The following is a 21,945-nucleotide window of genomic DNA, read 5'->3' on the forward strand; positions in this document are numbered from 1 at the left end:
ATGAATATAGAATTTGATGTAATAATAATAGGTGCTGGCCCTAGTGGATTATTTTGTGGCTCAAATATTAAGAATAAAAAAATTTTAATTTTAGAAAAAAATAATAGTCCAGGAAAAAAATTATTAATTTCCGGTGGTGGAAAATGTAATTTTTCTAATACTGATGATCTCAAAGAATTAATAACACATTATGGTAATAAAAAAAATTTTATAAAAAAAGCTTTGTACCACTTTTCTAATAAAGAGTTATTAGAAAAAATAGATTTTGAATATATTATTCAGGAAAATAAAGTTTTCCCAAAAAGTATGCGTTCAAAAACTGTATTAAATTGGTTAATGAAAAAATGCGAAGAAAATAGAGTTGATATAATTTATAATTCAAAGGTTATAAATGTAAAAAAGATTGATTCTAAGTTTGTTGTGGAAACAGAAAATAAAACTTATTATTCTGATTATTTGATAGTTTCAACTGGAGGTAAATCATATCCCTCATTAGGAACAACTGGAGATGGTTATAAAATTGCAAAAAAATTCGGTCATAATATAATACAACCAAAACCAGCTTTAACACCTATTTTCATAAAAGATTATTATTTTTCTGATTTATCTGGTTTTTCAACTGAAGTTATTTTAAGAATAAAAAAAGAAAAATTTTTTGGAAAATTACTTTTTACTCATAAAGGATTTTCAGGCCCTGTGATTTTAAATAGTTCGAGACTTATATCCAATGGTAATGAAATAACAATTTCATTCGTAAAATTCGAAACGGAAGATAATTTTAGAGAAGATTTTATAAAAACTATTAATAATAATAAAAACAAAGAGATTTTTTTTGTTCTAAAACGATATAATCTATCCAAAAGATTTATTGCAATTATGTTCAAAACGCTCAAATTAAATAAAAAAACAAAATGTGGTAATATTTCAAAAAATGACAGAAATAAAATAATAAATTTTTTATATAATCATAAATTTGTTGTTGATAGAATTGGAGATTTTAATATTGCAATGGTTACATCAGGTGGCGTGGATACAACTGAAATAAATTCTAAAACTTTTGAATCAAAATTAATTAAAAATTTGTATTTTATAGGTGAAGTATTAGATGTGGATGGGGACACTGGAGGATATAATATACAATGGGCATTTTCTTCAGCTAAATCCGCTGCTGATAATATAAGTTATAAATGAATTCCGGCGTTTAATTGCCGGAATTTGTTATTTCTATTATATTTTCAGCCATTTCAGAAAATGTTCCGTCATGTGTTACTATGAAAGCTTGTTCTATTTCATTTAACATATTTTTAAGATTTTCAGCAAGCATATTTCGTCTTTCTTCATCAAGATTAATTGTTGGCTCATCTAAAATATAAATATTTGCTTTTGACAAGAAATTCACCAATGCTGTTCGTATAGCTATAGCTACGCTAACCTGTTCTCCACCTGAAAGAATAGAAAATTCACGATCACCTTTAACGGGATCTCTTAAAATAACCAAATACTCTTTTTCGGAACTCCAAATTATATTTTCATTTTTCCCTGAAATTTTTCTATAATTTTCTGTAGCTATTTTTGAAATAATGTCAGTAAATTCTGAGCTTACATATTTTCCCATTAATTTAATTTTATCCCTAAATTCTTTTGTTAAAATATACTTTTCTTCATTTGTATTTTTTTCTTCTTCAAATTTAGATATTTTTTGTTCTTTCTCTCTTTTTTCTGTTATCTTAATCTCAAGATTTTTTTTATTTGCCTTTAAAGATCCATATTGTGAATTTAAATTAATTAATATTTTCTTTATGCTATTTAGGTTTTTTTCTAAATTTTTCTTTTTTTCTTCCAATAATAATAAATCTGGATAGTTATTAGCTTTTTGTTTTAATTTTTCAATCTCTTTTTTTATAACTTCAATCTCTTTTTCTATGTCTTCATAATCTTTAATATACTTTTCAAGATTTTTTGCTATATTTTTGTTTTCGATATAAACTTCATAATCTTTTTTGTATTTTATTTTTATATTCTCGATATTAGATTTTTCTTTTCTTAATCTTTCTAACTCTATATCAAGATTTTCATAATCACTGATTTCTTTTTTTAGTTCTTCCATTTTTTTTATATTTTTTTCTTTTTTATTATTTAATAATATAATTTCATTTTGTATTTCATTAAAGTTTTTCATATTATCATTTTTTTCTTTTTCCATTTCTAAAATTTGCTTTCTTATATTTTTGAGATTACTTTCAATTTCAGTTATAGATTTTAGTATTTCATTAGAAGTATTTCTTAATTCTTTTTCTTTTTCAGCAAGATTTCCATATTTTCTTTCTAAATTACTTTTTTGATTTAAGAGATTCTCTCTTCCCTTTTTCTTATCTTGAATATCGCTTAAATATTTATTATATGTTTTAATGTCGCTTTTAACCTCATTTAAATCATTTAATTCTTTCTCTAATTTGTTTTTTGGATTATCCAATTTTTGTATTTTCTTTTTTATTTCTTTAATTTCATTATTTAAATTTTTTATTGAATTATCAAAATAGGTATTACTTCCACCTTTTTCTTCAAGATTCAAACATTTTTCATCTAAGATAGGACAAATTCCATTTGATAATTGTTTTTTTGAATTTTCTAAATTTTCAAGTTTAAGCTTTAACTCATCGAACTTTTTGCTTAAACTTTCTTCTTCAACAATTTTACTTTTTATTTCTTTTATTGCACTTTCAATTTTAGTTAATTTTTTTTCTTTTTCTTCTAAATGCTGTTTATAGTAATCTTCTTTCTTTATTTCATCATCTAATATACTTAAATTAAAAACTATTTCATTATATTTATCTAAATCCATTTTAAATAGTTTGTTTTCAACATCAAGTTGTTCTCTTTTTTTTAAAATTTTTTCGATTTCATTCTGAAGAATTTTTTCCTTATTTTCAAATTCAACTAGTTTGTTATCTGTTTGTGCTAACACATTTTTTATATTTTCCAAATTTTTATTTTCATTATTTATTTTTTCTTTAAAAACTTTTTTTTCTGTCTCTAAATCATTTATCTTCTTTTGTAATTTATCTCTTAATTTTTGTTTTTTTATTAGTTCTTTTTCAGAATCATTTAGCGTTGTTAACTTTTTTTCTGCTTTTATATATTCATTATATCCATTTTCGGTACTTTTTAGCATTTCTACAGCCATTTGAGCATCAGCAATTTGTTTTTTTAATTTATCTTTATTTTCTTGTTTATTATTAAGATGTGCTTCTTTTATTTCTAAATTACGTTTTATTTTTTCTAAAGTTTTAATTTCGAGATCCTTTTTCTTTATTTCTTGTTCAAAAACTTTTTCTTGATTTTCAAGTTCATCTATTTTTTTCTTTAAATTTAAAATATCTGCGTTAATTTTCTCAAGTTCTTCTTCTACATTATTATATTCTTTTAATTGTTCTTTCAATAGATTTATTTTTTCTTCATATATTGATAGTAAATTTTTATATTTATTTTCTGAATTTAAAAGATGTGTATATATTTTTTCATATATTTCTGTATCAAAAATCTTATTGAACAATTCTTTTCTTTGTGATGGACTTAGATTAAAAATATTGATAAGATCATTTTGATAAGCACTTATAACATTTTTAAAAATTTCTTTTGAATTTTTTCCATTAATTCCAGCCAATTCAGCAATTTTTTTTAAAACATATTCTTTTCTTTCAGATAATGTGTCTCCATTTTTTTCTTTTAACATATGTTTACTCTGATTCCCAATTTTTTTTTCAACTATATATTCCACATCATCATTTCCTACAAATTCAACTGTTATAGTTGAAAATTTTGCTTCTTTATTAACGGCATTTTTTAGGTTTTTATCTCTTGGTTCAACATCAAAAAGAGCTATACCAAGAGCTTCAAATATAGAACTTTTGCCTGAACCATTTTTGCCCAATAAAATATTTATTCCATTCTTAAACTCTATTGTTTTATCTATATGATTTCTATAATTTTTCAATGAAATTTTATTTATTTTCATCTATTTCACCCTTTATCAGTTTATTTAAAAAATGATCAAAAACTTCAAAAATTTCATTATCATTTTCTGTAATTTTTTCTTTTAACTTTTCAATGTAATTAACTGTCTCCACACTATTTTTAGAAAAGATATTCCCCCATTTTTTAACAACTTTATATTCTATGCTTTTAGTATCAACTTCTTCAAATGAATTATATTCTTCATTTATATCATATTTTTTTTGTATGAGTACTTTTAATACTCCTTTATCTTTTAAAATCTGCTCTATTTCATTATCTTCAATTAATCCATCAGAATCCACTAATATTTTTAAAATAATTATTTCATTATATTCAATCTCTATATCTTTTATTTTCTCTATAATATTTTCAGATGATTTGAATTTATATGATGTTATTTTTCTTTTTTTCGAAGGATAAAATTTGTATTCTTTGTTTTCTGTATTAAATATAATATATCCTTTATTATTTTTTTCATTTAAATCCCAATATTCAGGACAACCTGGTACAAAAAAATATGGCAAATCTTCTGGATATATTTTAAAACTATGCAAATGACCTCCAGCAATATATAAAACTTTATCTTTAAACAAATCAATTATTTCTCTTTTTGTACATCCTGGAATAAAGTTTCCACCAATTGCAGTATGTGCTATAACTATATTTTTTTCATTTTCATCTAATTTTTTTGATAATACTAAAAGAATATCATCTATAAGGACTCCATGATAAGGTATACCATAAAAATTTATATTGTCTATTCTTATTGGAATAAAATTATAATCATCTCCATTTTTTTTAAATTTTGGTACTTTAACCAGTCCTTTATTTTCCAAATAAGATATCCACGAATCGTTATGAGAATAAATTTTATCGTGATTTCCTTCTATTAATAATGTCGTGATATTAGATTTTTTAAGTTTTTCAAGAATATTTTCTGTTTTAAATAATATATCAGGTAATAATGAACTTCTATCAAATAAATCTCCAGCAATAATAAAAATATCTACTTTATTTTCAATAGCTTCATCGACAATATATTCAGCAGCTAAAAAATAATCTTCATAACGTATTTTAGAATATTCTCCAATTCCTCCTGTAGGCCTTCTTCCCAAATGCCAATCAGATGTGTGTAAAATTTTCATATTTAGTCTCCTTTTTATTAAATTTTATAATTTATTATAGAATAATTATATCATAATTATACATCTAAAATTATTTTTATAACTTATGATATAATATTATTGTTTTTATTATATAAAAATTGTAAGGAGTGATATTGAGTGAAAAAATATTTAGTGCTATTATTTTTATTTATTTCTTTTATAGTATTTGCTGCAGATTATGATTTAACTGTTAAAATTTTGGAAAATTCAAAGGTTATACTTGGTACCATGAAAGTACATCTTTCAGATAATGAGGATCCATATTTTGCCTTATTTCCTAATTTAGAAAGCAAGGATAATCCATATATAAATGCATTGTTTGAATCAAAGAGGAAATCTAAAATTGAAATTTTAGAAGTTAAAGATGAAAATAATAATTATTTAGATTATACTATAGAAGACTATTCATCAAAAAGATTCAGAGATTATCAAATAAAAAATTCACTTTTAAAAGTAAAATCAAAAGAAAAAACATTAATAATAAAATTTAAAACATATTTATTTGATGGAAATGCTCCTGATAATGTTTTTTTTGATGACATTATAATATGGAGATTTGGATGGTATCCTTTAATATTTGATAGAAATACTGATTATTCACTTTCTTCGCATAATGTATCTATACAATTTGAAAATTTGAATAAAAAGTTTATACCTATAATATCAGGAATATATAAAAAAGGGATTTACTACTCATATGGAAAATACAGAACTATGCCTTTAATATTAGCAAATAAAAATTCTTATAAAAACCTTACATTAAATACCAAAAATTATGAAATTAATGTATGGTTTAGAAAAGGGCAAGAACAAAGAGCAGCTATTATGGCTACACATGTAATAAAAGCTTTAGAATTACATACAAAAGATTTTGGTGAATTAAAATATAAAAAAATAAATATTGTTCAAGATCCATATCCTGGAGTATACGGCATGGCTGCTGACGGTATCTTTTTATTAGGAGATGGTTTTTTTACCACAGCTGATTTAGTATTGCCAGGACTATTCGAACCCTTAACTTTTTATGTTATTTCTCATGAATTAGCACATATGTGGTTTGGAATAGGTGTAGGTGTGGATTTTGCAAATAATAATTTTATGAGTGAATCCTTAGCTGATTATTCTGCTCATATCTCTATGTATGAAAAATATGATGATGATAGATTATATAATACATTTCTCCCTGATATTCTGGTTGAAAATATTACAAAAGATATTACAAAGGACTTTTCTGAATTGGACCAAGCTGCTATATTCAAATTAGGATATTATAATATTGAAAACGCTATTAAAGATAATATTGATGAAATTCCTGCGAATTTTGCATCTTATATATATTATAATAAAGGAAAAAGAGCATTATTCTCCTTAGAAGAATACCTCTCAAGAAAAAAACTATTAAATATATTATCTGAATACTATTATGAGTATAAAGATAAAAATCCGACTGAAGAGGAATTTTTCGATTTCCTTTCAAAATATGTTGAAAAAGATATATTATATGATTTATTTGAAAATCCAAAAAGCTTTGATGCTTCTGTAAAGCGTATAAAAGACAAAATAATTATAGATTTAGATAATATGAAAATACCGACAAAAATTAGAATTATCACTGAAGATGGAACAAAAGAAATTATAACTACTAAAAATATAGAATTAGAGTATGATCCTTCTATTAAAATTGATATTGATCCAGAAATGCATACTTTTGACATTGAAAGGCATAATAATCACTTTCCAATACAAATTAGAAATAATTTATTTGATACAGATATTTCTAAATATGATGCATATGGTATAAATATAATTGGAAATTTTGACTATACAGAGAATTATTCCTCACAATATTTATCCTTATCTTTTGAAAAATACCCATATTATAATATTGATTTTGGACAATATTCTACTTTTTCAAGTGATTATAATTTAGTTGATATGGGATTAACTACTAACTTGAATTTAAATCCTAATCCTTGGATAAACTTAAAACTAAACTATCTGAAAAGTTATTATTTTGATATGCAAGATTTAAATGGTAATTTTATGTTATCCATACCAAATGAATTGGATATAGGAGAATCATCAAAAGTTATTGCTTCAACAACACATTTTGGATTTTATGGGCAATTTTTGGAGTCTAACAATTATTATTTAAGTCCCTACCTGATATTTGAAAATCTATATAATTTAGGGTTATATTTCGCTGGACAATATTATTTTATGAACAGTTTAAATAATTATATTCATGCTTTTTCATTCAATACTGCATATTTTTTCGATAATTACTCTCCAATATTAAACTCATTTAGTATAGAATTAGATTATTCAAATAACTACGTATTTAATCCATTATATGGAAAAGTTTCTTTAATTAAAGAAAATGATGAATTATTGAATAATTTGAGTTTAGCTAAGCAGATTTTAGGTATAAACATAGAACTATTAAATTTTTCTGATAATTCTAATAAGAGAATGAATTTCTATAATTTATTTTCTGTTGGAGATATTGATACGACATTAAGTTTAATTTATAAAAATGTTGACTTTAATAATCTTTTTGGATTTTCCTTTGTAATTTCACCAGAAATCTATTTTCTTTTAGATCAAAATATTCCTATAAATTTGGAATTTAATTATTATTACTATCCAAAATCAAATCTATATACAATTACATTTTCACTAAATACAGCATTAGATACTACTATACGAAATATCATAAACTAAAAGGTGAAGGAATTATCCTTCACCTTTTATATTTTATTTTTTATCTTTATCATAACCTGTTAAATAAAAATCTATTCCTTGTGCCGCTTTATGACCATCTGCAATACCATGAATTATATCTGGACCATGCACTATATCTCCACCTGCAAACAACCATGGAATTCCTACTACATGATTGTATTCATCAGTTTTTAATCTTCCTCTTTCAATTGTTACTTTATTTTTAATCTCTTCTGGTAAATATGAATAATCTGGCATTTGTCCAATAGATTCAACAACCAAATCAGCTTCTATTTCTATTACTTGTGACTCATCATATTTTGGATTAAACCTTCTATTTTCATCAAATATAGATAAAACTTTTTTAAATCTAGCTTTTTTAATTTTATCTCCCTCAGTTACTATTTCAATTGGTCCCCAACCTGGGTGGAAGATTACTCCTTCTTCGCCGCCTTCTTCAATTTCATCCCAATCGGCTGGCATTTCTTCTAAGGTTCTTTCTAAACTTACAACATGAACTTCTGATTTACCATATTCTATATTTTGTAATCTTACCATAGTTCTTGCAACATCCATAGCAACATTTCCGCCACCAATAACAACTAATTTTTTAGGAATATATGGTTTTGGCCCATCTCCAACAACATAATACTTCATTTCTTTTAATACAACCATTGCTTGTTTTACCATTGGATGTTCTGTACCAGGAACACCAGTTGTTCTCCCTAATGTGAATCCTGTTGATAAAAATACAGCGTCATAGTTATCTTTTAGTTCTTCTAAAGTTACATCCACACCAACTCTTGTATTTAATTTAAACTCAACACCTAATGATTCTATATATTTCCAATCTTTTTCGAATGACTCCAACGGCAATCTATATGTTGGCCCTCCATAATTTAAAACTCCACCAGGTCTTTTTTCAGCTTCAAATACTGTAACTTTATATCCCATTAATATCAAGTAATATGCAGCAGATAAACCTGCAGGCCCTCCACCTACAATAGCAACCTTTTTATCCGTTTTTTTAATGATTTGTTGGTCGTGTTTCAAAACATCATGATATTCTTCTGCTGGAATTTGATCAACAATATATCTTTTTAACCACCTAATGGATACAGCTTCTCCTCTGTGGCCAATAGTACATGATGTTTCACATCTGTGAGTGCACATTTTTCCACAAACTAATGGCAAAGGATTTGTTTTATATAACCATCTTAACCCTTCTTCTACATTATCATCATATACAGTTCTAATGTAATCAGGTATATCCATATGAGCTGGACATGTTTTTGTACATATTCCACAATCAACACATCTTGCAGCTTCTTCAATGGCTTGTTGTTTCGAAAAGCCCTTCACAACTTCTATAAATGATTTTTTTCTTGTTTCTGCATCAACAATTTCCATTGGAACTCTTTCGAGATCAAGTAATTCTGAGTCATCTGTTCTTTGATATGCTTTTTCTACCTTGATCTGATGAATACCATCTTCTTTGGGTAAGAAAAAGAATGTGTTTGGATCATTAGATAAATGTACATATTCTTTTGACATATTTAATGAACCTGTTGTACATATATCTACACATAAACCACAAAATGTACATCGTCCATAGTCAAAGGCGGGTCTTTCAGGTTTTGACCCTTCTTCATCGGGTAACTCAGGTATTTTTATCATGTTTATTGCTTCTGCTGGACATATTTTTGAACATGTCCCACATCCTATACATTTTTCCCAATCATTTGTATGAAAACCTCTATAATTATCAGCAGCTTCACGAGGATTTTTTATTATATTATCTAAAGGTAAAGTAACTGGCTTTTTTGTTAAATATTTCCAGGCTTTAGCTGGAGAAAAAAAACTTTTGTTTATTTCAGACATGAACTCACCTCCGGTGGGATAAAAATTTTTCCCTTTTTTAAAATTATATAATTAAAATAAATTATTATCTATCAATTTCTGGAGCACATACCCCCATAGTATCTAACCAAATAGCAACATCATCAATTCTTGTACCTGGTAAATATTTTTCTATACCTAATAACCCTTGTGGATAAGAAGCACCTCTAACAGCTATTCTGTATGGTTTGTTGGAACCGTCTGAAACAATATAATAACCATATTCACCACGGGCACATTCAATATGGCTAAATACCTGACCCTTTGGGACTCTCCATCTTAAAGCACTTCCTCTTGAAAAACTAACTCTAACAGGACCTTCCTTTGGCATTTTATCTAATACTTGTCTTATTATTTTAATACTTTGTTGTATTTCTTTATATTTTATTGTTAATCTGGTATATGCATCAGAATATGTTGCAATTGGAACTTCAAATTCGACTTCATCGTATCTTGCATATGGATCTATTTTTCTGATGTCATAAGGTTTTCCAGAAGACGATCTTAACCCTATACCAGTGACTCCCAATTCCCAACATACTTCTTCTGTTAAAATAATATTATCAACAGTTCTTACCTGTACCATAGGATTTTTTAAGATTAAATCATCATATTCTGGTAATCTTTTTTCTAAATAATCAAGGAAATTTTCTATTTTCTTTTCAATACCATTTGGAAGGTCTTTTCTAACACCACCAGGAACTATATACATATGATAAATTCTAGCTCCAGTAATTTCTTCAAATATATCTAATATCAAATCTCTATCTGCTATAGCCCAATTTGGACCAGTATATAAACCTGTAGGACCACCAATTCCACCTAAAGACATTAAATGATTTGCAATTCTTGCTAATTCTAAAATTATCATCCTTATCCAATGAGCTCTTTCTGGAACATCAACATTGGCCAATGTTTCTACACCCATAGCATATACCATTTCATTTATATCAGGTTCTGGAACACAAATCCTTGGTATTAAAGCAAGGTTATTCATCCATAATCGTCTTTCCATTAATTTTTCAAATCCTCGATGAAGCATTCCAGGTACTGGCCTTGCTTTTTCTACAATATCACCGTCAACATAAAGATGAACACTGAAATTACCATGCATACCTGGATGATTTGGTCCTAAAAATAATTTCACCTGTCTTTTCATTCAGCTTCACCTTCTTTCGGAATGAAATCAACTTTATATTCTCTTACATCAAATTTCTTTTTTGAATAAGCTAATGGATCAAAATCTTTTCTCATTGGGGGTATATCATCCCAAAGTTCTAAAAATAATGGTTTGTTTGCTTTTTCATTTCCTTCAAATTCAACGCCAAAAAACTCATGAACATCTCTCTCATAAAATTCTGCACCAGGATAAATATTTATTATGGTTCTAAATTGCGGATTATCTCTATTTATTTTTGTTCTCACCTGAATTGTCATAGAATTTTCCCAATTCATAATTATATATACTAATTGAAATTTGTTTTCTTTAATCCAATCTATACAGGTTAATAATGTCAGTTGTTTCCAACCTTGAGACTTCAAATAAGCTAATACCGAATGGACTTCTTCATGTTTTAAATCAATAGCAACTTGATTTTTTTTCACTTTTTCAATATTTTCAGGGTTAAATTTAGATTTTATATCTTCAATTATATTATTCGTGGAATTCATCTTTTACATACACCTCCCCAAGGGCTCGAACCTGATTAGCTTTATACCAATCATAATATTTCTGATATCTTTTCCATCCAAGAGCATCACCTTTTTTTATCATATCCATTAATTTTTTAAATCCCGACATTACGGCTTCAGGTCTGGGCATACATCCTGCAATGTATAAATCTACAGGTAAATAATAATCTAATCTTGAAATAACGGCATATGAATCATAATAAACGCCACCATTTAAGGTACAAGATCCAAAACCAACCAAATATTTTGGATTTTGCATTTGCTCATATGTATAAATTACCCTTCTCAATGTTTTAACACTTAAATATCCTGTAACCAATAAAACATCAGCCTGCCTTGGAGTTGCCATTGGAGCCATACCTATTCTTTCCATATCAAATCTAGATGTCATTGTTGGAGGTAATTCCATAGCGCCACAACCAGTACAGTAATGCAACATCCAAATAGATTTGCTTCTAAATATATTTCCAAATTTTTCCCAAAATGTCAAAGTATCTCTACAATCTAATTCATTAACATCAATTTCATTTATTTTTTCATTTTCATTTAAAGCCATATGCTCACCCCCAAACCGGTGAATATTACAATTGCTGTTTGAATAAAAGCTAAAGCTAAAGGTACTTTATAATAAAATACTACTAATTGATCAATTTTAAATCGGGCAACTACTGAAGAAATCATTGTAGCTAAAACATATACAAAGAAGTATTTTATTAAAAATGTTATTATTGTTCCGCCTCCTAAAAATAAATTTACAAATAAACCAATTTCAATAAATGTTGCAAATTCGTGCTGTAACATAAGCATTCCTAAATGTTTTCCACCATATTCTACTAATGGACCAGATGCAATTTCTGCTGGAGCAATTGGGGTATCATAAGGCTTTTTACCGAGCATTCCCATTAATGTTACAAATCCAACTATTACTCCTAAAGGCATTCTAAACATATTCCATCCAAGGATGCCCATTGTTTGTTGGGCTTGAGCTATAGCATGAATAGAAGCTGTTTTATTTGCATATATAATCCCAAATACAGTCATTATATAAGGCAATTCATAACCCAACATTTGAGTTAAAGCCCTCATAACACCTATACTTGCCCAAGGGTTTCCAGATCCAACAGCACTCATAGCCATTCCTAAAGATCCAACAGCTAAAAGATACACGATAACAAAGAAATTATCCAATTTATCAAAAACTACGATATGACCAGCTGGAATAAATATTAACGTTGCTATTGTTCCACCTAAAGCCATCAATACACCAAAATCATATATAAATCCATGTGAAATTGAACTTTTACTCCATGTTTTAAATAAATCTATGAAATTTTGATACCAATGAGGACCAACTCGTCTATGTATTCTCGCAATTATTTTTCTTTGAATACCAGACAATGTTATTTGCCAAAAGAATGCTAATAATACTAAACTAACAGCTAAAAAGAATGTTGTCATATTTTATCACCCCACATAAATATTGCAGTTATCACTAATGAAATCCAGAAAATACTAAACGCAGGATTTTCATTAAAGAACCATGTTCTTACCAATTGACCTAATTCCTTTACTCTTAAAGCAACTGAGTCATAGAATTTTTCAACTGAAGGATGGTTTTTATATAATCTTTCAAATGGGGCATAATAATTCGATGCATAATGATATTTATCTGGATCATGAATAAATTCAGCTGATGTATATGTATCCATCAAACCAACTGATTTTGCTTTTGGAAGTACAAAATAAAGTATTGCTGCTATAACAAATCCAATTGTAAACACAAGAGTTACAACCCATGAATCCCACATACCATTTGGAGTTATAATTTTAAATCCATCAATAACTATAGCCTTTATACCAACCATTTCTTGTATTTTAGCTATATATTTTAACATTAAACCAGGATATATACCATATAATATAGTTAAACCAGATATTATTAACATTGGTAATTGCATTAAAAAAGGAACTTCTTTTACATCTTCATGTTTTGGTGATAATTGACCCAAAAATGCACCTGCTAAAGGTCTGAAAACATATAAGAATGAACCTACACTACCAAAGAATGCCGCAAAAGCAATAAACATATTGCCTTTTCTAATTAACCCTTGAAAAATAAGCCATTTTGATGCGAAGCCACTCATTGGAGGAATTCCGGCTAATGAAATTATTGCGATCAAATATGCTGCAAAAGTAACAGGCATTTTTTTAATTAATCCGCCAAGTTCAGATATCTTTGTTGTTCCTGTTCTATATGCAATAGCTGCAAATGACAAGAACATAGCGGCTGAAGCCATAGCATGATTAAATACGTGCATCATACCACCAGCAAATGCTGTTTGATCAACTAAAGATAAACCAATTAATATATATCCACTGTTACTTACTGTGGAATAAGCAATGAGTTTTTTTGCATCATCTTGTTTTATAGCCATTAATGTACCAATAATTATACTTATAGCTCCTAATATCATCAACATATAGTTTTCAAATGGGTTATTTAAAATTTTCAAATGATTTGAAAATACTTTGGAAGTTGGTAATACTGCCGTCATTAAAAATGCTATAAAACCACCCATTTTTACAAGGCCACCTGATAATACAGGAGAAAATGTATGCGGTGCATTACCATGCGCAATAGGTAACCATGTATGGAATGGAAATACACCTAATTTTGTTAAACCAGCAATTACTATCAAAAAGAAGAAGAGAATTGCAAAATTAGAATCTTCTGTCATTTTTTGAATAACTGTATTTATTTCAAATGTTCCATATTTTACATTCAACATTAAAATAGCATATAACATTGTAAATGAACCTATAGTACTTATTCCATAATAAACAACTGAAGCTCTTCGAGATTTACCTAATGGAATTATAAACATTGATGACCAAACTACTAATTCCCAGAAAATAAATAATGTTAAAAAGTCTTTTGCATAAAATACCCCAATTGTTCCACCTAAAGATAATACATAGAATAGATTGTATGCTGCAGGGTGTATAACTTTCTCCATCCAATATGTATTAAAGAAAGCTACCATTGAATAAACAATTACCATTACTATTGAGAAGAACCATGCATATGATGTTGATACTAAATCTAATGAATAATTTCCATAATTGAATATATTAAAAATTTGTCCAGATGAATCCTTTAATGTATAAATTGCAAATAATGATACTAATGAAATTATTATAGTTAACCATGCGCCAGCTTGTTTGTTGAATTTTGAAACAATATATGTTACTAAACTACCTAATAATATGAATAAAATTAAAGTATTTAAAGCCACTTCACATCCCTCCCGGTATATTGGAAAGGTAATTACTTATACCTTGTGTTATAAATTCCGGATTGAAACTAATGTAAATTATGAATAATCCAACAGCAATAGCTAAAACGGCATAAGCAAATGTGTTTTCCAAAGAAAGTTTTGTTGTATATTCATCTTTTGATTCTTTTCCTTCTTCTCCAGGATTCCATAATTTAACTAGCATTCTAATGAAGTAAATACCTTCAATTAAACTTGCAAATAGTATTAATGCAGGAATCCAAAAATTATTTAATTTGAATAGATTTGTTAATGTAAATATTTTTACATAAAAACCATAGAATAATGGTAGTCCAACTAAAGAAAGTGCTGCTACTGAAAATCCAAAACCTATTAATTTATGTTTCTTGAATAAACCCTGTAATTTATCTACATTATCTGTACCAGCATAAACGTACATTGCTCCTGCAATTGTGAACATTAATAATTTAGTAAAGGCATTATTTGCAACTTGCATCATTGCTCCACCTGTAATCCCAGCTAAGAACAATGTTGCTATTAAACCAGCTTGTCCTATACTTGAAAATGCAAGAATACTTCTTACATTTTTTTGTGCAAAAGCTGCAATTTCTCCGAATACAAATGTTAACACTGTAATTGTTAGTAATAGTGTTTTCAATGTTCCGTCTACTACAAATATATTTGTAAATATTTTTCCAAACATCATAATGGCAGCTGTTGCATATGCAGAAGCAAAGATTCCACCATTTAAATCATTAACATTTCCATATACCATTTTCACCCAACCGTTGAATGGCATTAGTTTAGCTTCTACAGCAAATCCGGCAAATATAAATGTTACTGCTAATAATAATACATTATTATTTACAAGGCTAATTTTTGAAGCCATATCAGCCATGTTCAATGTTCCTACTGTAGCATAAAGAATTATAATTCCTAATAAATAAAGATTTGAGCCAAAAGCTCCTAAAATTATGTAGTTAAATGTTCCTTTAAAATTTTTTGTCATTGTTGACATTATATATGCTGAAATTGATGCAATTTCCAAAAATACAAATAAGTTAAATAAATCTCCAGTTAACATCATTCCGTTCAAGGAAGCTAATGAAACCAATAGTACAGTTGAATATTTTTTTATTGAAGCTACTGATGTAATAACAGATAAAGCAAAAACAATATTCAATATTGTTAATCCAAATATTGAATATTGATCAACAACGAGGTTTATACCAAATGGTGGTTTCCAACCGCCAATGATAATATTTCCTTCCTGAATAATCAAAGTTCCAAAAACATTAAATGCAACTGCAGCTAATAGTAATGTTTTATCAGCTTTTTTGAAAATAACGGACAAAAAAGCAAACAATAAAGGGATCGCTATTAATAAAACAGGATTAATCATTGCTTTCACTCCCCATCTCATCCAATTCTAATGTTTTGTATTTTTCATAAAGTTTTCTTGCAACTGTTAATGCTAACGCTGTAACTCCAACACCTATGACAATAGCTGTAAGAACCAACGCTTGTGGTAAAGGGTCTACAAATATATTTTTATTTGATACTACTCCTTTAAATAATATTGGAGCCACACCATCATTCACATAACCTATGGAAATTATAAACAAGTTAACACCAATCTCTAAAACGTTTAATGCTACTACAATTTTAATTAAGTTCTTTTGAGTTAGAAGACCATATATACCAATTAATATTAAACCAATAAATAAGTATTGTATCATTTATTTCCCCTCCTCTGAGAGAAAATCTGAGATTAAGTTTGAAAGCTCAGATCCTACTTTTAATCCTACAAAAATGTAAATAATTGGAACTATACCTGCGCTGAATAATTCTCCAACTGTACCTGTAGGTAAAAAATTGTATAAGAAATATCCACCCAATGATATTCCTAAAAGGCCAAATATTAAATATAAACTTCCAGCTGTTCCTTCTAATACTTTAAAAGCTTTTACTTTTGTTCTGAATTCATCATCAGATAAGTAGAACAATAATACTGCAGAAGCAATCATAGAACCACCTGGAAATCCTCCTCCAGGAGTTAAATGACCATGAATGAATATATAAACACCTGTTATTAAAATAATTCCTGAAATTATTCTTACTGCAGTTTTTAAAATAAAGTTTGGTGGTGTTTTAAATTTCATTCTTGTGTTACCGCTTAATAATAATCCAACACCTAAAGCAGAAACAAATAATACTGTAACTTCGCCTAATGTATCAAATGACCTGTAGTTTACAACAATTGAAGTTACCATATTTGCAGAACCACTTTCAGCATTTTTTGTTTCTTTAAATTTTACTTCACCTGAATTTTCACTAACATTTTTATTTACAAAGCTATTTGATACTCTTTCGCTTAAGTTTACTTCACCAAATTTTGGGAATAATTTACCTTCACCTGTTGAATAAAGGTTAGTAAAAATAAAAATTCCTAAAACTAATACTATTAATGCAGCAATAAATCTTTTCATCATTTTTTATCACCAACCTTTTTTATAGAAAAAAGGGTAAATATAAATACTGCTGTTACTAAACCTGAACCTATTACTGCTTCTGTAATAGCAACATCAGGAGCTTTCATAAATATGAAAGATACTACTGATAACATACTCAATATTGATAAATAAATTACTGAATTAATTATTTTTTTTGATTCTATAGCTAAAAAAGCAAAAACTAACAATGTAATACCTACTAAAATTTCAATTATCTGCATTTTCATCACCTCTACTTTTGTAGAGCTCATCTAACTCGTTTTTTACTAATTTAAAAGGTTTTATACCATAAATATAAGAAGCTTTTGCTAAAACAGAACTTCCAACTGGATTTGTAATAGTTAAAAAGATTACAATTAATAATGTTTTTATAAACCATGAAGGATTTGCAATCCCAACTCCTAAAACAAGTGAAAAAGTTCCTAACGTTGTAGCTTTAGTTGCAGCTTGAAGTCTATTATAAACATCTGGCATTCTAATAAGACCCAATCCACCTAAAACATAAAAAAGAGCTCCTATGGTCATTAAAATATATCCTATAACAATCATTTTTTCCCCTCCAAATAACGGGCAATTACAACAGTTTCTAAGAAAGATAATGCTCCATAAACTAAAGCAATATCCAAATATAAACTACTGTTGAAAACAAAAGCCAAAAAAACTATTGAACCTGTTATAATGACATTTAAAGTGTCTACAGCAACTACTCTATCTGGTGTGGTCGGTCCAAAAATGAGTCTTAAAACAGAAAAAAAAGCCCCAAATGTAATTAAAATTCCAATAAAAATATTCATTTATATATCCCTCCCAAAATTTTCTCAAACTTTCCTGAAACAAATTTTTGATATTCTTCGGGAGTTTCACCTTTCACATCAATCCAATGAATATAAATACTATCCTTATCAGCATCTATGGATAATGTTCCTGGAGTTAATGTGATAGAATTTGCTAAAGTTAATTTTCCAACGTTACCCTTTAATTTTGTGGGAACTTTTACAAATCCTGGATTCAATGGTAAAGATGGAGTTAGAATCCTGACAGCCACATCAATGTTTGCTTTTATCATCTCTATAATAAAAACAGGAATATAAACAAACACGAACATAAAAACCTTTGGAATCAGAGTAAAATCAAAAGAGTAATCAACTACTTTTGAAATTATCCCTGATAATACAAGAGATACTAATAAACCTGTTAATATCTCTTGAATACTAAACCCTGTAAGTGCTATCCAAATAGCCCATAAGGTTAGAAAAGTTGAAATGTACTTTTTCAAAATACTCCCTCCTTCTAAAAATTTATTTGTGAAAAAAATCTTTAAATTACTAAAACTTTTATCTTCACAAAGTGTGTATATTATGCTTCTTTAATTATATTATTAACTTCTTTTAGTTCTTGTGAAATTATTCTTTTTCCGTCAGATAATAATTCCATAACCAAATTATGCTTTAATTTGCAATATACAACATTTCCTTTTTTTTCTTTCACGATAATTCCATTTTCTTCTAAAATTTTAAGATGTTGGGAAATACTCGATTGACTTGTTCCTAATTTTTCAGCAATTTCTAAAACAGATAATTTTTTCCCATTTAAAAGCTTGATAATTCTTAATCTAATCGGATGCGATAAAGATTTAAAAATGTTAGAAATCAACTTACATTCATCCAATATTATCATCTCCCTTTTTGAATTCAATATAAAAAGAATATTAGAAAATTCTAATATTATTATAATACAAAAAAACCAATTATTAAAATAAAGATTTTTTATATTTATTAACAATATCCTTCTCTAAACGGATATAATCATTTATAATCTCTGATTTATATAAAATATAAAAAAAGAACGCATTTAGCGCTCTTTAATTATATCTTTACAACTATTTAATTACCGATAAAAAATATCTTTTTTAAATATTTCTAAAAATTAAAGGCATAACTTGCTTTTTTCTTGAAACAATCCCTTCTAAAAACGAAATTTGATTGTGAAATTTAGTCTTAAATACTTTTTCTGCTAATTTATATTGTCCTGCTGCAAATATGTATGAACCTTCTTTTAAAACATCTGTTAATAAGAAAAGAAATAATATATATTTTTTTTCTTTCGCAATTCTTTCCATTGCATGTATAATTTTCTCTTTTTTCAAAAGTATTTGATCAGGATTGATTACTTCGATTTGAGAAATTCCGATTTTCCCTTTAGATAAACGTGTTTCTTTCAAATCAAGCGTTAAAATTTCTTTTTCTGAAAATCCTTCAAGATTGGTTTTTGCTTTATACATTTGAATTCCATATTCAATAGGATCAATTTTTAATAAATTAGAAAGTTCTTCTACTGCTTTTTTATCCTCGTAAGTTGTTGTTGGTGATTTCAAGATCATTGTATCAGATAATATTGCTGAAATCATTAATCCTGCAATTTCTTTTGGGGGTTTTAAGTTATTTTTTTTATACAAATCCCAAATTATTGTATTAGTAGATCCAACTGGTCTAATATGAGCAGTTATTGGAAGTCCTGTTTCTAAACCTCCAAGTCTATGATGATCTATTATTTCTAAAATTTCTGCTTCTTCAATTCCTTCAACAGTTTGAGATTTTTCAGAATGGTCGACTAATATAATTTTCTTTGATTTTGGTTTTATTAAATCATGTCTTGTAATAATTCCCTTTACTTTAATATTATCATCAACAACTATCGCAATTCCTTTTTTATCTTGCATTAATTCTTCTTCAAAGTCTTTAAGTATTTCTTCCGGATGCGTTGTAAGGGGTTTCTTTTCCATAATCCTTTCAACATGTGTACTTAATCTAAGCAAACGAGCAGTTATATATGTTGGATGTGGAGAAACAACAATTGGAATATTTTTTTCTTTGGCAAGTTTTATAATATTTTTATCAGGAATAAAATTACCTGTTATTATTAAACAACTTACTTCTTTTTCAATAGCTATTTTTTGGATATCTTTTCTATTTCCAGTAATTAAAACATCATCCTTTTTCACATAACGTTTTACCTCATCAGCACTCATAGCTCCTATTGTCGGACAACCTTTTAATTTTCTATTTTCATCTCCAACAATTAACTTTCCATTCATTGTTTTAATTATATCTTTTACTTTTGGAGGGTTTTCATCTAAAGTAAAATTTTGAATCTCTTTTAAAAAATTTTTAGCTAATTCACGTTCGGTTAATAGACCAATTAATTTTCTATTTTCATCCACAATTGGGATACATTTTACTTGTTTTTCAAGCATTGTATTTCCTATTTCATAAATAGTTGATTCTTTATCCGCTGTTATTACTTTTTCAATCATTACATCTTTTACCTGTATATATACATGCTCTAAATAATTTGGCTTCGCTATATTAAAATAATCAAGCACATAATTACTTTCAGGATTTAATTCACCTAATCTAAATGGAATATATTCGTTCTTTTCATCAATTTGATTTTTTAAATACGCATATGATATAGATGCTGCAATGCTGTCTGTATCGGGTCTTTTATGACCTATAACATGTATTTTCATCGTTCACCTCCATTTTTTGAATTTAACGGAGATATTATATCATAAATAATAATATTTTCAAATAATTAAAACATATCATGAATAATTAGATATTAATAATAAAATAACCGGCATCAATAAATTGATACCGGTTATTTTATTATTAATCATTCTTTTTCATTTTTTCAATTTCTTCTTTGACCTCTTCTGCACCTTCAATATAATATTTCTCTTCTTCTGGGTCGAGTTCTTTCAATAATCGCAAAAATTCTCCTGCGTGAACTTTCTCTTCATTAGCAATATCAATCAATACTTCTTTAGCTAATCTATTATCTGTAGACTCTGCCAATTGCATATATAATTGTATTGCTTCATACTCAGCTGCGATCATATAACGGATAGCCCTAATTAATTCTTCATCTGTTAACTTCCTATCACTTTTTAATCCGGAAAATGGATTTGCAAATTCTGGCATTTTATCCCCCCTTAATCATCTTCACCAAAAAGAATAGTGATACTTGCATTATTCGTTAAGTTATAATGTTTTGTTGCATCTGGTGTAATATTTAATAATGGTTCTAAATTATTTTCATCAATATTATTATTGGAATCCGTATATACCTTTAAAATATAATTTCCTTCAGGCAAGTTTTTTATTTTAAAATAGTCATCTGTTGATTCTTGGTCATTAGCAATATCATATCCTTTAATTTTATTACTTGAATCTAAAGCAAGTATAAGAAATTTTCCAGACCATGGATGTAACTGTCCATCACCCCAGTCATCCTTAAAATACCCTTCTATATAATATGTTTTTTCACTGTTCAAATTCATGCAACCATACAATAAAAATGCTAAGAAAAAAATACTTATGAAGAAAAAAGATTTTTTCATCTAATCCCCCTCCTCGTATAATTAGTATAGAATAATTATATTATTGTTATTGATTATTATTATTATTATTATTATTTATATGCTCTTTGAAAAGTAAATATATTTTATTTATATTGATTTATGTGTTTTTAGTTATATGTTTTATATTAGTAGTTTTCTGTTGAGCATCTTTTTCAGTATTTATTTTTTGCTTGTTTTTAAGTTTTACCTCTGGTAAAATAGTTTTAGATAACATCCCC

Annotated in this window: 21 protein-coding genes; 2 read left to right on the forward strand and 19 right to left on the reverse strand. The window is 27.2% G+C overall.

Annotation, left to right across the window (positions count from 1 at the left end):
* Positions 1-1,191: a BaiN/RdsA family NAD(P)/FAD-dependent oxidoreductase gene (locus BUA62_RS05445; protein ID WP_072864271.1), complete on the forward strand. Its 1,191-nt coding sequence runs from the start codon at positions 1-3 to the stop codon at positions 1,189-1,191.
* Positions 1,192-1,201: 10 nt separating this feature from the next.
* On the opposite strand, the gene BUA62_RS05450 is transcribed toward BUA62_RS05445, so the two are convergent.
* Positions 1,202-4,015, reverse strand: coding sequence for an AAA family ATPase (locus BUA62_RS05450; RefSeq protein ID WP_072864273.1), 2,814 nt, complete (start codon positions 4,013-4,015; stop codon positions 1,202-1,204).
* The gene (locus tag BUA62_RS05455; protein ID WP_072864275.1) at positions 4,002-5,159 is read right to left on the reverse strand and encodes a metallophosphoesterase family protein; all 1,158 of its coding nucleotides are present in this window, start codon (positions 5,157-5,159) and stop codon (positions 4,002-4,004) included. Before BUA62_RS05455 ends, BUA62_RS05450 begins: the two co-directional genes overlap by 14 nt.
* Positions 5,160-5,297: 138 nt before the next feature.
* On the opposite strand from BUA62_RS05455, the gene BUA62_RS05460 reads away from it, so the two are divergent.
* Entirely contained in the window at positions 5,298-7,904 is a 2,607-nt protein-coding gene (locus tag BUA62_RS05460) for a M1 family aminopeptidase (RefSeq protein WP_072864277.1), read from the forward strand.
* A gap of 33 nt (positions 7,905-7,937) precedes the next feature.
* Here the strand turns inward: BUA62_RS05460 and BUA62_RS05465 are convergent, their stop codons facing one another.
* The 17 genes from BUA62_RS05465 to BUA62_RS05545 form a co-directional block, all read right to left on the reverse strand.
* Positions 7,938-9,785, reverse strand: a complete 1,848-nt coding sequence (locus BUA62_RS05465; protein ID WP_072864279.1) for an FAD-dependent oxidoreductase — start codon at positions 9,783-9,785, stop codon at positions 7,938-7,940.
* Positions 9,786-9,849: 64 nt separating this feature from the next.
* A complete protein-coding gene (locus tag BUA62_RS05470; RefSeq protein ID WP_072864281.1) occupies positions 9,850-10,962 on the reverse strand; it encodes an NADH-quinone oxidoreductase subunit D in 1,113 nt (370 codons plus the stop codon).
* A complete protein-coding gene (locus tag BUA62_RS05475; protein WP_072864283.1) occupies positions 10,959-11,474 on the reverse strand; it encodes an NADH-quinone oxidoreductase subunit C in 516 nt (171 codons plus the stop codon). The genes BUA62_RS05470 and BUA62_RS05475 overlap by 4 nt, the downstream gene beginning before the upstream one ends.
* Positions 11,458-12,051: an NADH-quinone oxidoreductase subunit NuoB gene (gene nuoB / locus BUA62_RS05480; protein WP_200782337.1), complete on the reverse strand. Its 594-nt coding sequence runs from the start codon at positions 12,049-12,051 to the stop codon at positions 11,458-11,460. Before nuoB ends, BUA62_RS05475 begins: the two co-directional genes overlap by 17 nt.
* The gene (locus BUA62_RS05485; protein ID WP_072864285.1) at positions 12,042-12,953 is read right to left on the reverse strand and encodes a respiratory chain complex I subunit 1 family protein; all 912 of its coding nucleotides are present in this window, start codon (positions 12,951-12,953) and stop codon (positions 12,042-12,044) included. Before BUA62_RS05485 ends, nuoB begins: the two co-directional genes overlap by 10 nt.
* Complete coding sequence (locus BUA62_RS05490) at positions 12,950-14,791, reverse strand: proton-conducting transporter transmembrane domain-containing protein (protein ID WP_072864287.1); 1,842 nt, start codon at positions 14,789-14,791, stop codon at positions 12,950-12,952. The genes BUA62_RS05485 and BUA62_RS05490 overlap by 4 nt, the downstream gene beginning before the upstream one ends.
* A gap of 1 nt (position 14,792) precedes the next feature.
* A complete protein-coding gene (locus tag BUA62_RS05495; protein ID WP_072864289.1) occupies positions 14,793-16,193 on the reverse strand; it encodes a complex I subunit 5 family protein in 1,401 nt (466 codons plus the stop codon).
* Positions 16,186-16,530, reverse strand: a complete 345-nt coding sequence (locus BUA62_RS05500; RefSeq protein ID WP_072864291.1) for a sodium:proton antiporter — start codon at positions 16,528-16,530, stop codon at positions 16,186-16,188. Before BUA62_RS05500 ends, BUA62_RS05495 begins: the two co-directional genes overlap by 8 nt.
* A complete protein-coding gene (locus BUA62_RS05505) occupies positions 16,531-17,280 on the reverse strand; it encodes a Na(+)/H(+) antiporter subunit B (protein WP_072864312.1) in 750 nt (249 codons plus the stop codon).
* The gene (locus BUA62_RS05510) at positions 17,280-17,525 is read right to left on the reverse strand and encodes a Na(+)/H(+) antiporter subunit B (protein ID WP_072864293.1); all 246 of its coding nucleotides are present in this window, start codon (positions 17,523-17,525) and stop codon (positions 17,280-17,282) included. Before BUA62_RS05510 ends, BUA62_RS05505 begins: the two co-directional genes overlap by 1 nt.
* Entirely contained in the window at positions 17,512-17,853 is a 342-nt protein-coding gene (gene mnhG, locus BUA62_RS05515; protein ID WP_072864296.1) for a monovalent cation/H(+) antiporter subunit G, read from the reverse strand. The genes BUA62_RS05510 and mnhG overlap by 14 nt, the downstream gene beginning before the upstream one ends.
* Complete coding sequence (locus BUA62_RS05520; protein ID WP_072864299.1) at positions 17,850-18,098, reverse strand: cation:proton antiporter; 249 nt, start codon at positions 18,096-18,098, stop codon at positions 17,850-17,852. Before BUA62_RS05520 ends, mnhG begins: the two co-directional genes overlap by 4 nt.
* Positions 18,095-18,580, reverse strand: coding sequence for a Na+/H+ antiporter subunit E (locus BUA62_RS05525; RefSeq protein ID WP_084670716.1), 486 nt, complete (start codon positions 18,578-18,580; stop codon positions 18,095-18,097). Before BUA62_RS05525 ends, BUA62_RS05520 begins: the two co-directional genes overlap by 4 nt.
* Positions 18,581-18,660: 80 nt before the next feature.
* A complete protein-coding gene (locus BUA62_RS05530) occupies positions 18,661-18,972 on the reverse strand; it encodes an ArsR/SmtB family transcription factor (RefSeq protein ID WP_072864317.1) in 312 nt (103 codons plus the stop codon).
* A 241-nt stretch (positions 18,973-19,213) separates the two neighbouring features.
* A complete protein-coding gene (locus BUA62_RS05535; RefSeq protein WP_072864301.1) occupies positions 19,214-20,833 on the reverse strand; it encodes a putative manganese-dependent inorganic diphosphatase in 1,620 nt (539 codons plus the stop codon).
* 142 nt (positions 20,834-20,975) lie between these two features.
* Positions 20,976-21,287, reverse strand: coding sequence for a ferritin family protein (locus BUA62_RS05540; RefSeq protein ID WP_072864303.1), 312 nt, complete (start codon positions 21,285-21,287; stop codon positions 20,976-20,978).
* An 11-nt stretch (positions 21,288-21,298) separates the two neighbouring features.
* Positions 21,299-21,706 carry a hypothetical protein gene (locus BUA62_RS05545; protein WP_072864305.1) on the reverse strand — a complete coding sequence of 136 codons (408 nt, stop codon included), beginning with the start codon at positions 21,704-21,706 and terminating at the stop codon, positions 21,299-21,301.
* Positions 21,707-21,945 lie beyond the last annotated feature (239 nt).

The sequence above is a fragment of the Marinitoga hydrogenitolerans DSM 16785 genome (assembly GCF_900129175.1).
Taxonomy (GTDB): Bacteria; Thermotogota; Thermotogae; order Petrotogales; family Petrotogaceae; genus Marinitoga; species Marinitoga hydrogenitolerans.

Coding starts and splice junctions, on each gene's coding strand:
- BUA62_RS05500 (WP_072864291.1), bottom strand. CDS start 16,530: ATGATACAATACTTATTTATTGGTTTAATATTAATTGGTATATATGGT.
- BUA62_RS05510 (WP_072864293.1), bottom strand. CDS start 17,525: ATGCAGATAATTGAAATTTTAGTAGGTATTACATTGTTAGTTTTTGCT.
- nuoB (WP_200782337.1), bottom strand. CDS start 12,051: ATGGCTTTAAATGAAAATGAAAAAATAAATGAAATTGATGTTAATGAA.
- BUA62_RS05455 (WP_072864275.1), bottom strand. CDS start 5,159: ATGAAAATTTTACACACATCTGATTGGCATTTGGGAAGAAGGCCTACA.
- BUA62_RS05445 (WP_072864271.1), top strand. CDS start 1: ATGAATATAGAATTTGATGTAATAATAATAGGTGCTGGCCCTAGTGGA.
- BUA62_RS05505 (WP_072864312.1), bottom strand. CDS start 17,280: ATGAAAAGATTTATTGCTGCATTAATAGTATTAGTTTTAGGAATTTTT.
- BUA62_RS05450 (WP_072864273.1), bottom strand. CDS start 4,015: ATGAAAATAAATAAAATTTCATTGAAAAATTATAGAAATCATATAGAT.
- BUA62_RS05465 (WP_072864279.1), bottom strand. CDS start 9,785: ATGTCTGAAATAAACAAAAGTTTTTTTTCTCCAGCTAAAGCCTGGAAA.
- BUA62_RS05540 (WP_072864303.1), bottom strand. CDS start 21,287: ATGCCAGAATTTGCAAATCCATTTTCCGGATTAAAAAGTGATAGGAAG.
- BUA62_RS05495 (WP_072864289.1), bottom strand. CDS start 16,193: ATGATTAATCCTGTTTTATTAATAGCGATCCCTTTATTGTTTGCTTTT.
- mnhG (WP_072864296.1), bottom strand. CDS start 17,853: ATGATTGTTATAGGATATATTTTAATGACCATAGGAGCTCTTTTTTAT.
- BUA62_RS05475 (WP_072864283.1), bottom strand. CDS start 11,474: ATGAATTCCACGAATAATATAATTGAAGATATAAAATCTAAATTTAAC.
- BUA62_RS05535 (WP_072864301.1), bottom strand. CDS start 20,833: ATGAAAATACATGTTATAGGTCATAAAAGACCCGATACAGACAGCATT.
- BUA62_RS05520 (WP_072864299.1), bottom strand. CDS start 18,098: ATGAATATTTTTATTGGAATTTTAATTACATTTGGGGCTTTTTTTTCT.
- BUA62_RS05470 (WP_072864281.1), bottom strand. CDS start 10,962: ATGAAAAGACAGGTGAAATTATTTTTAGGACCAAATCATCCAGGTATG.
- BUA62_RS05485 (WP_072864285.1), bottom strand. CDS start 12,953: ATGACAACATTCTTTTTAGCTGTTAGTTTAGTATTATTAGCATTCTTT.
- BUA62_RS05545 (WP_072864305.1), bottom strand. CDS start 21,706: ATGAAAAAATCTTTTTTCTTCATAAGTATTTTTTTCTTAGCATTTTTA.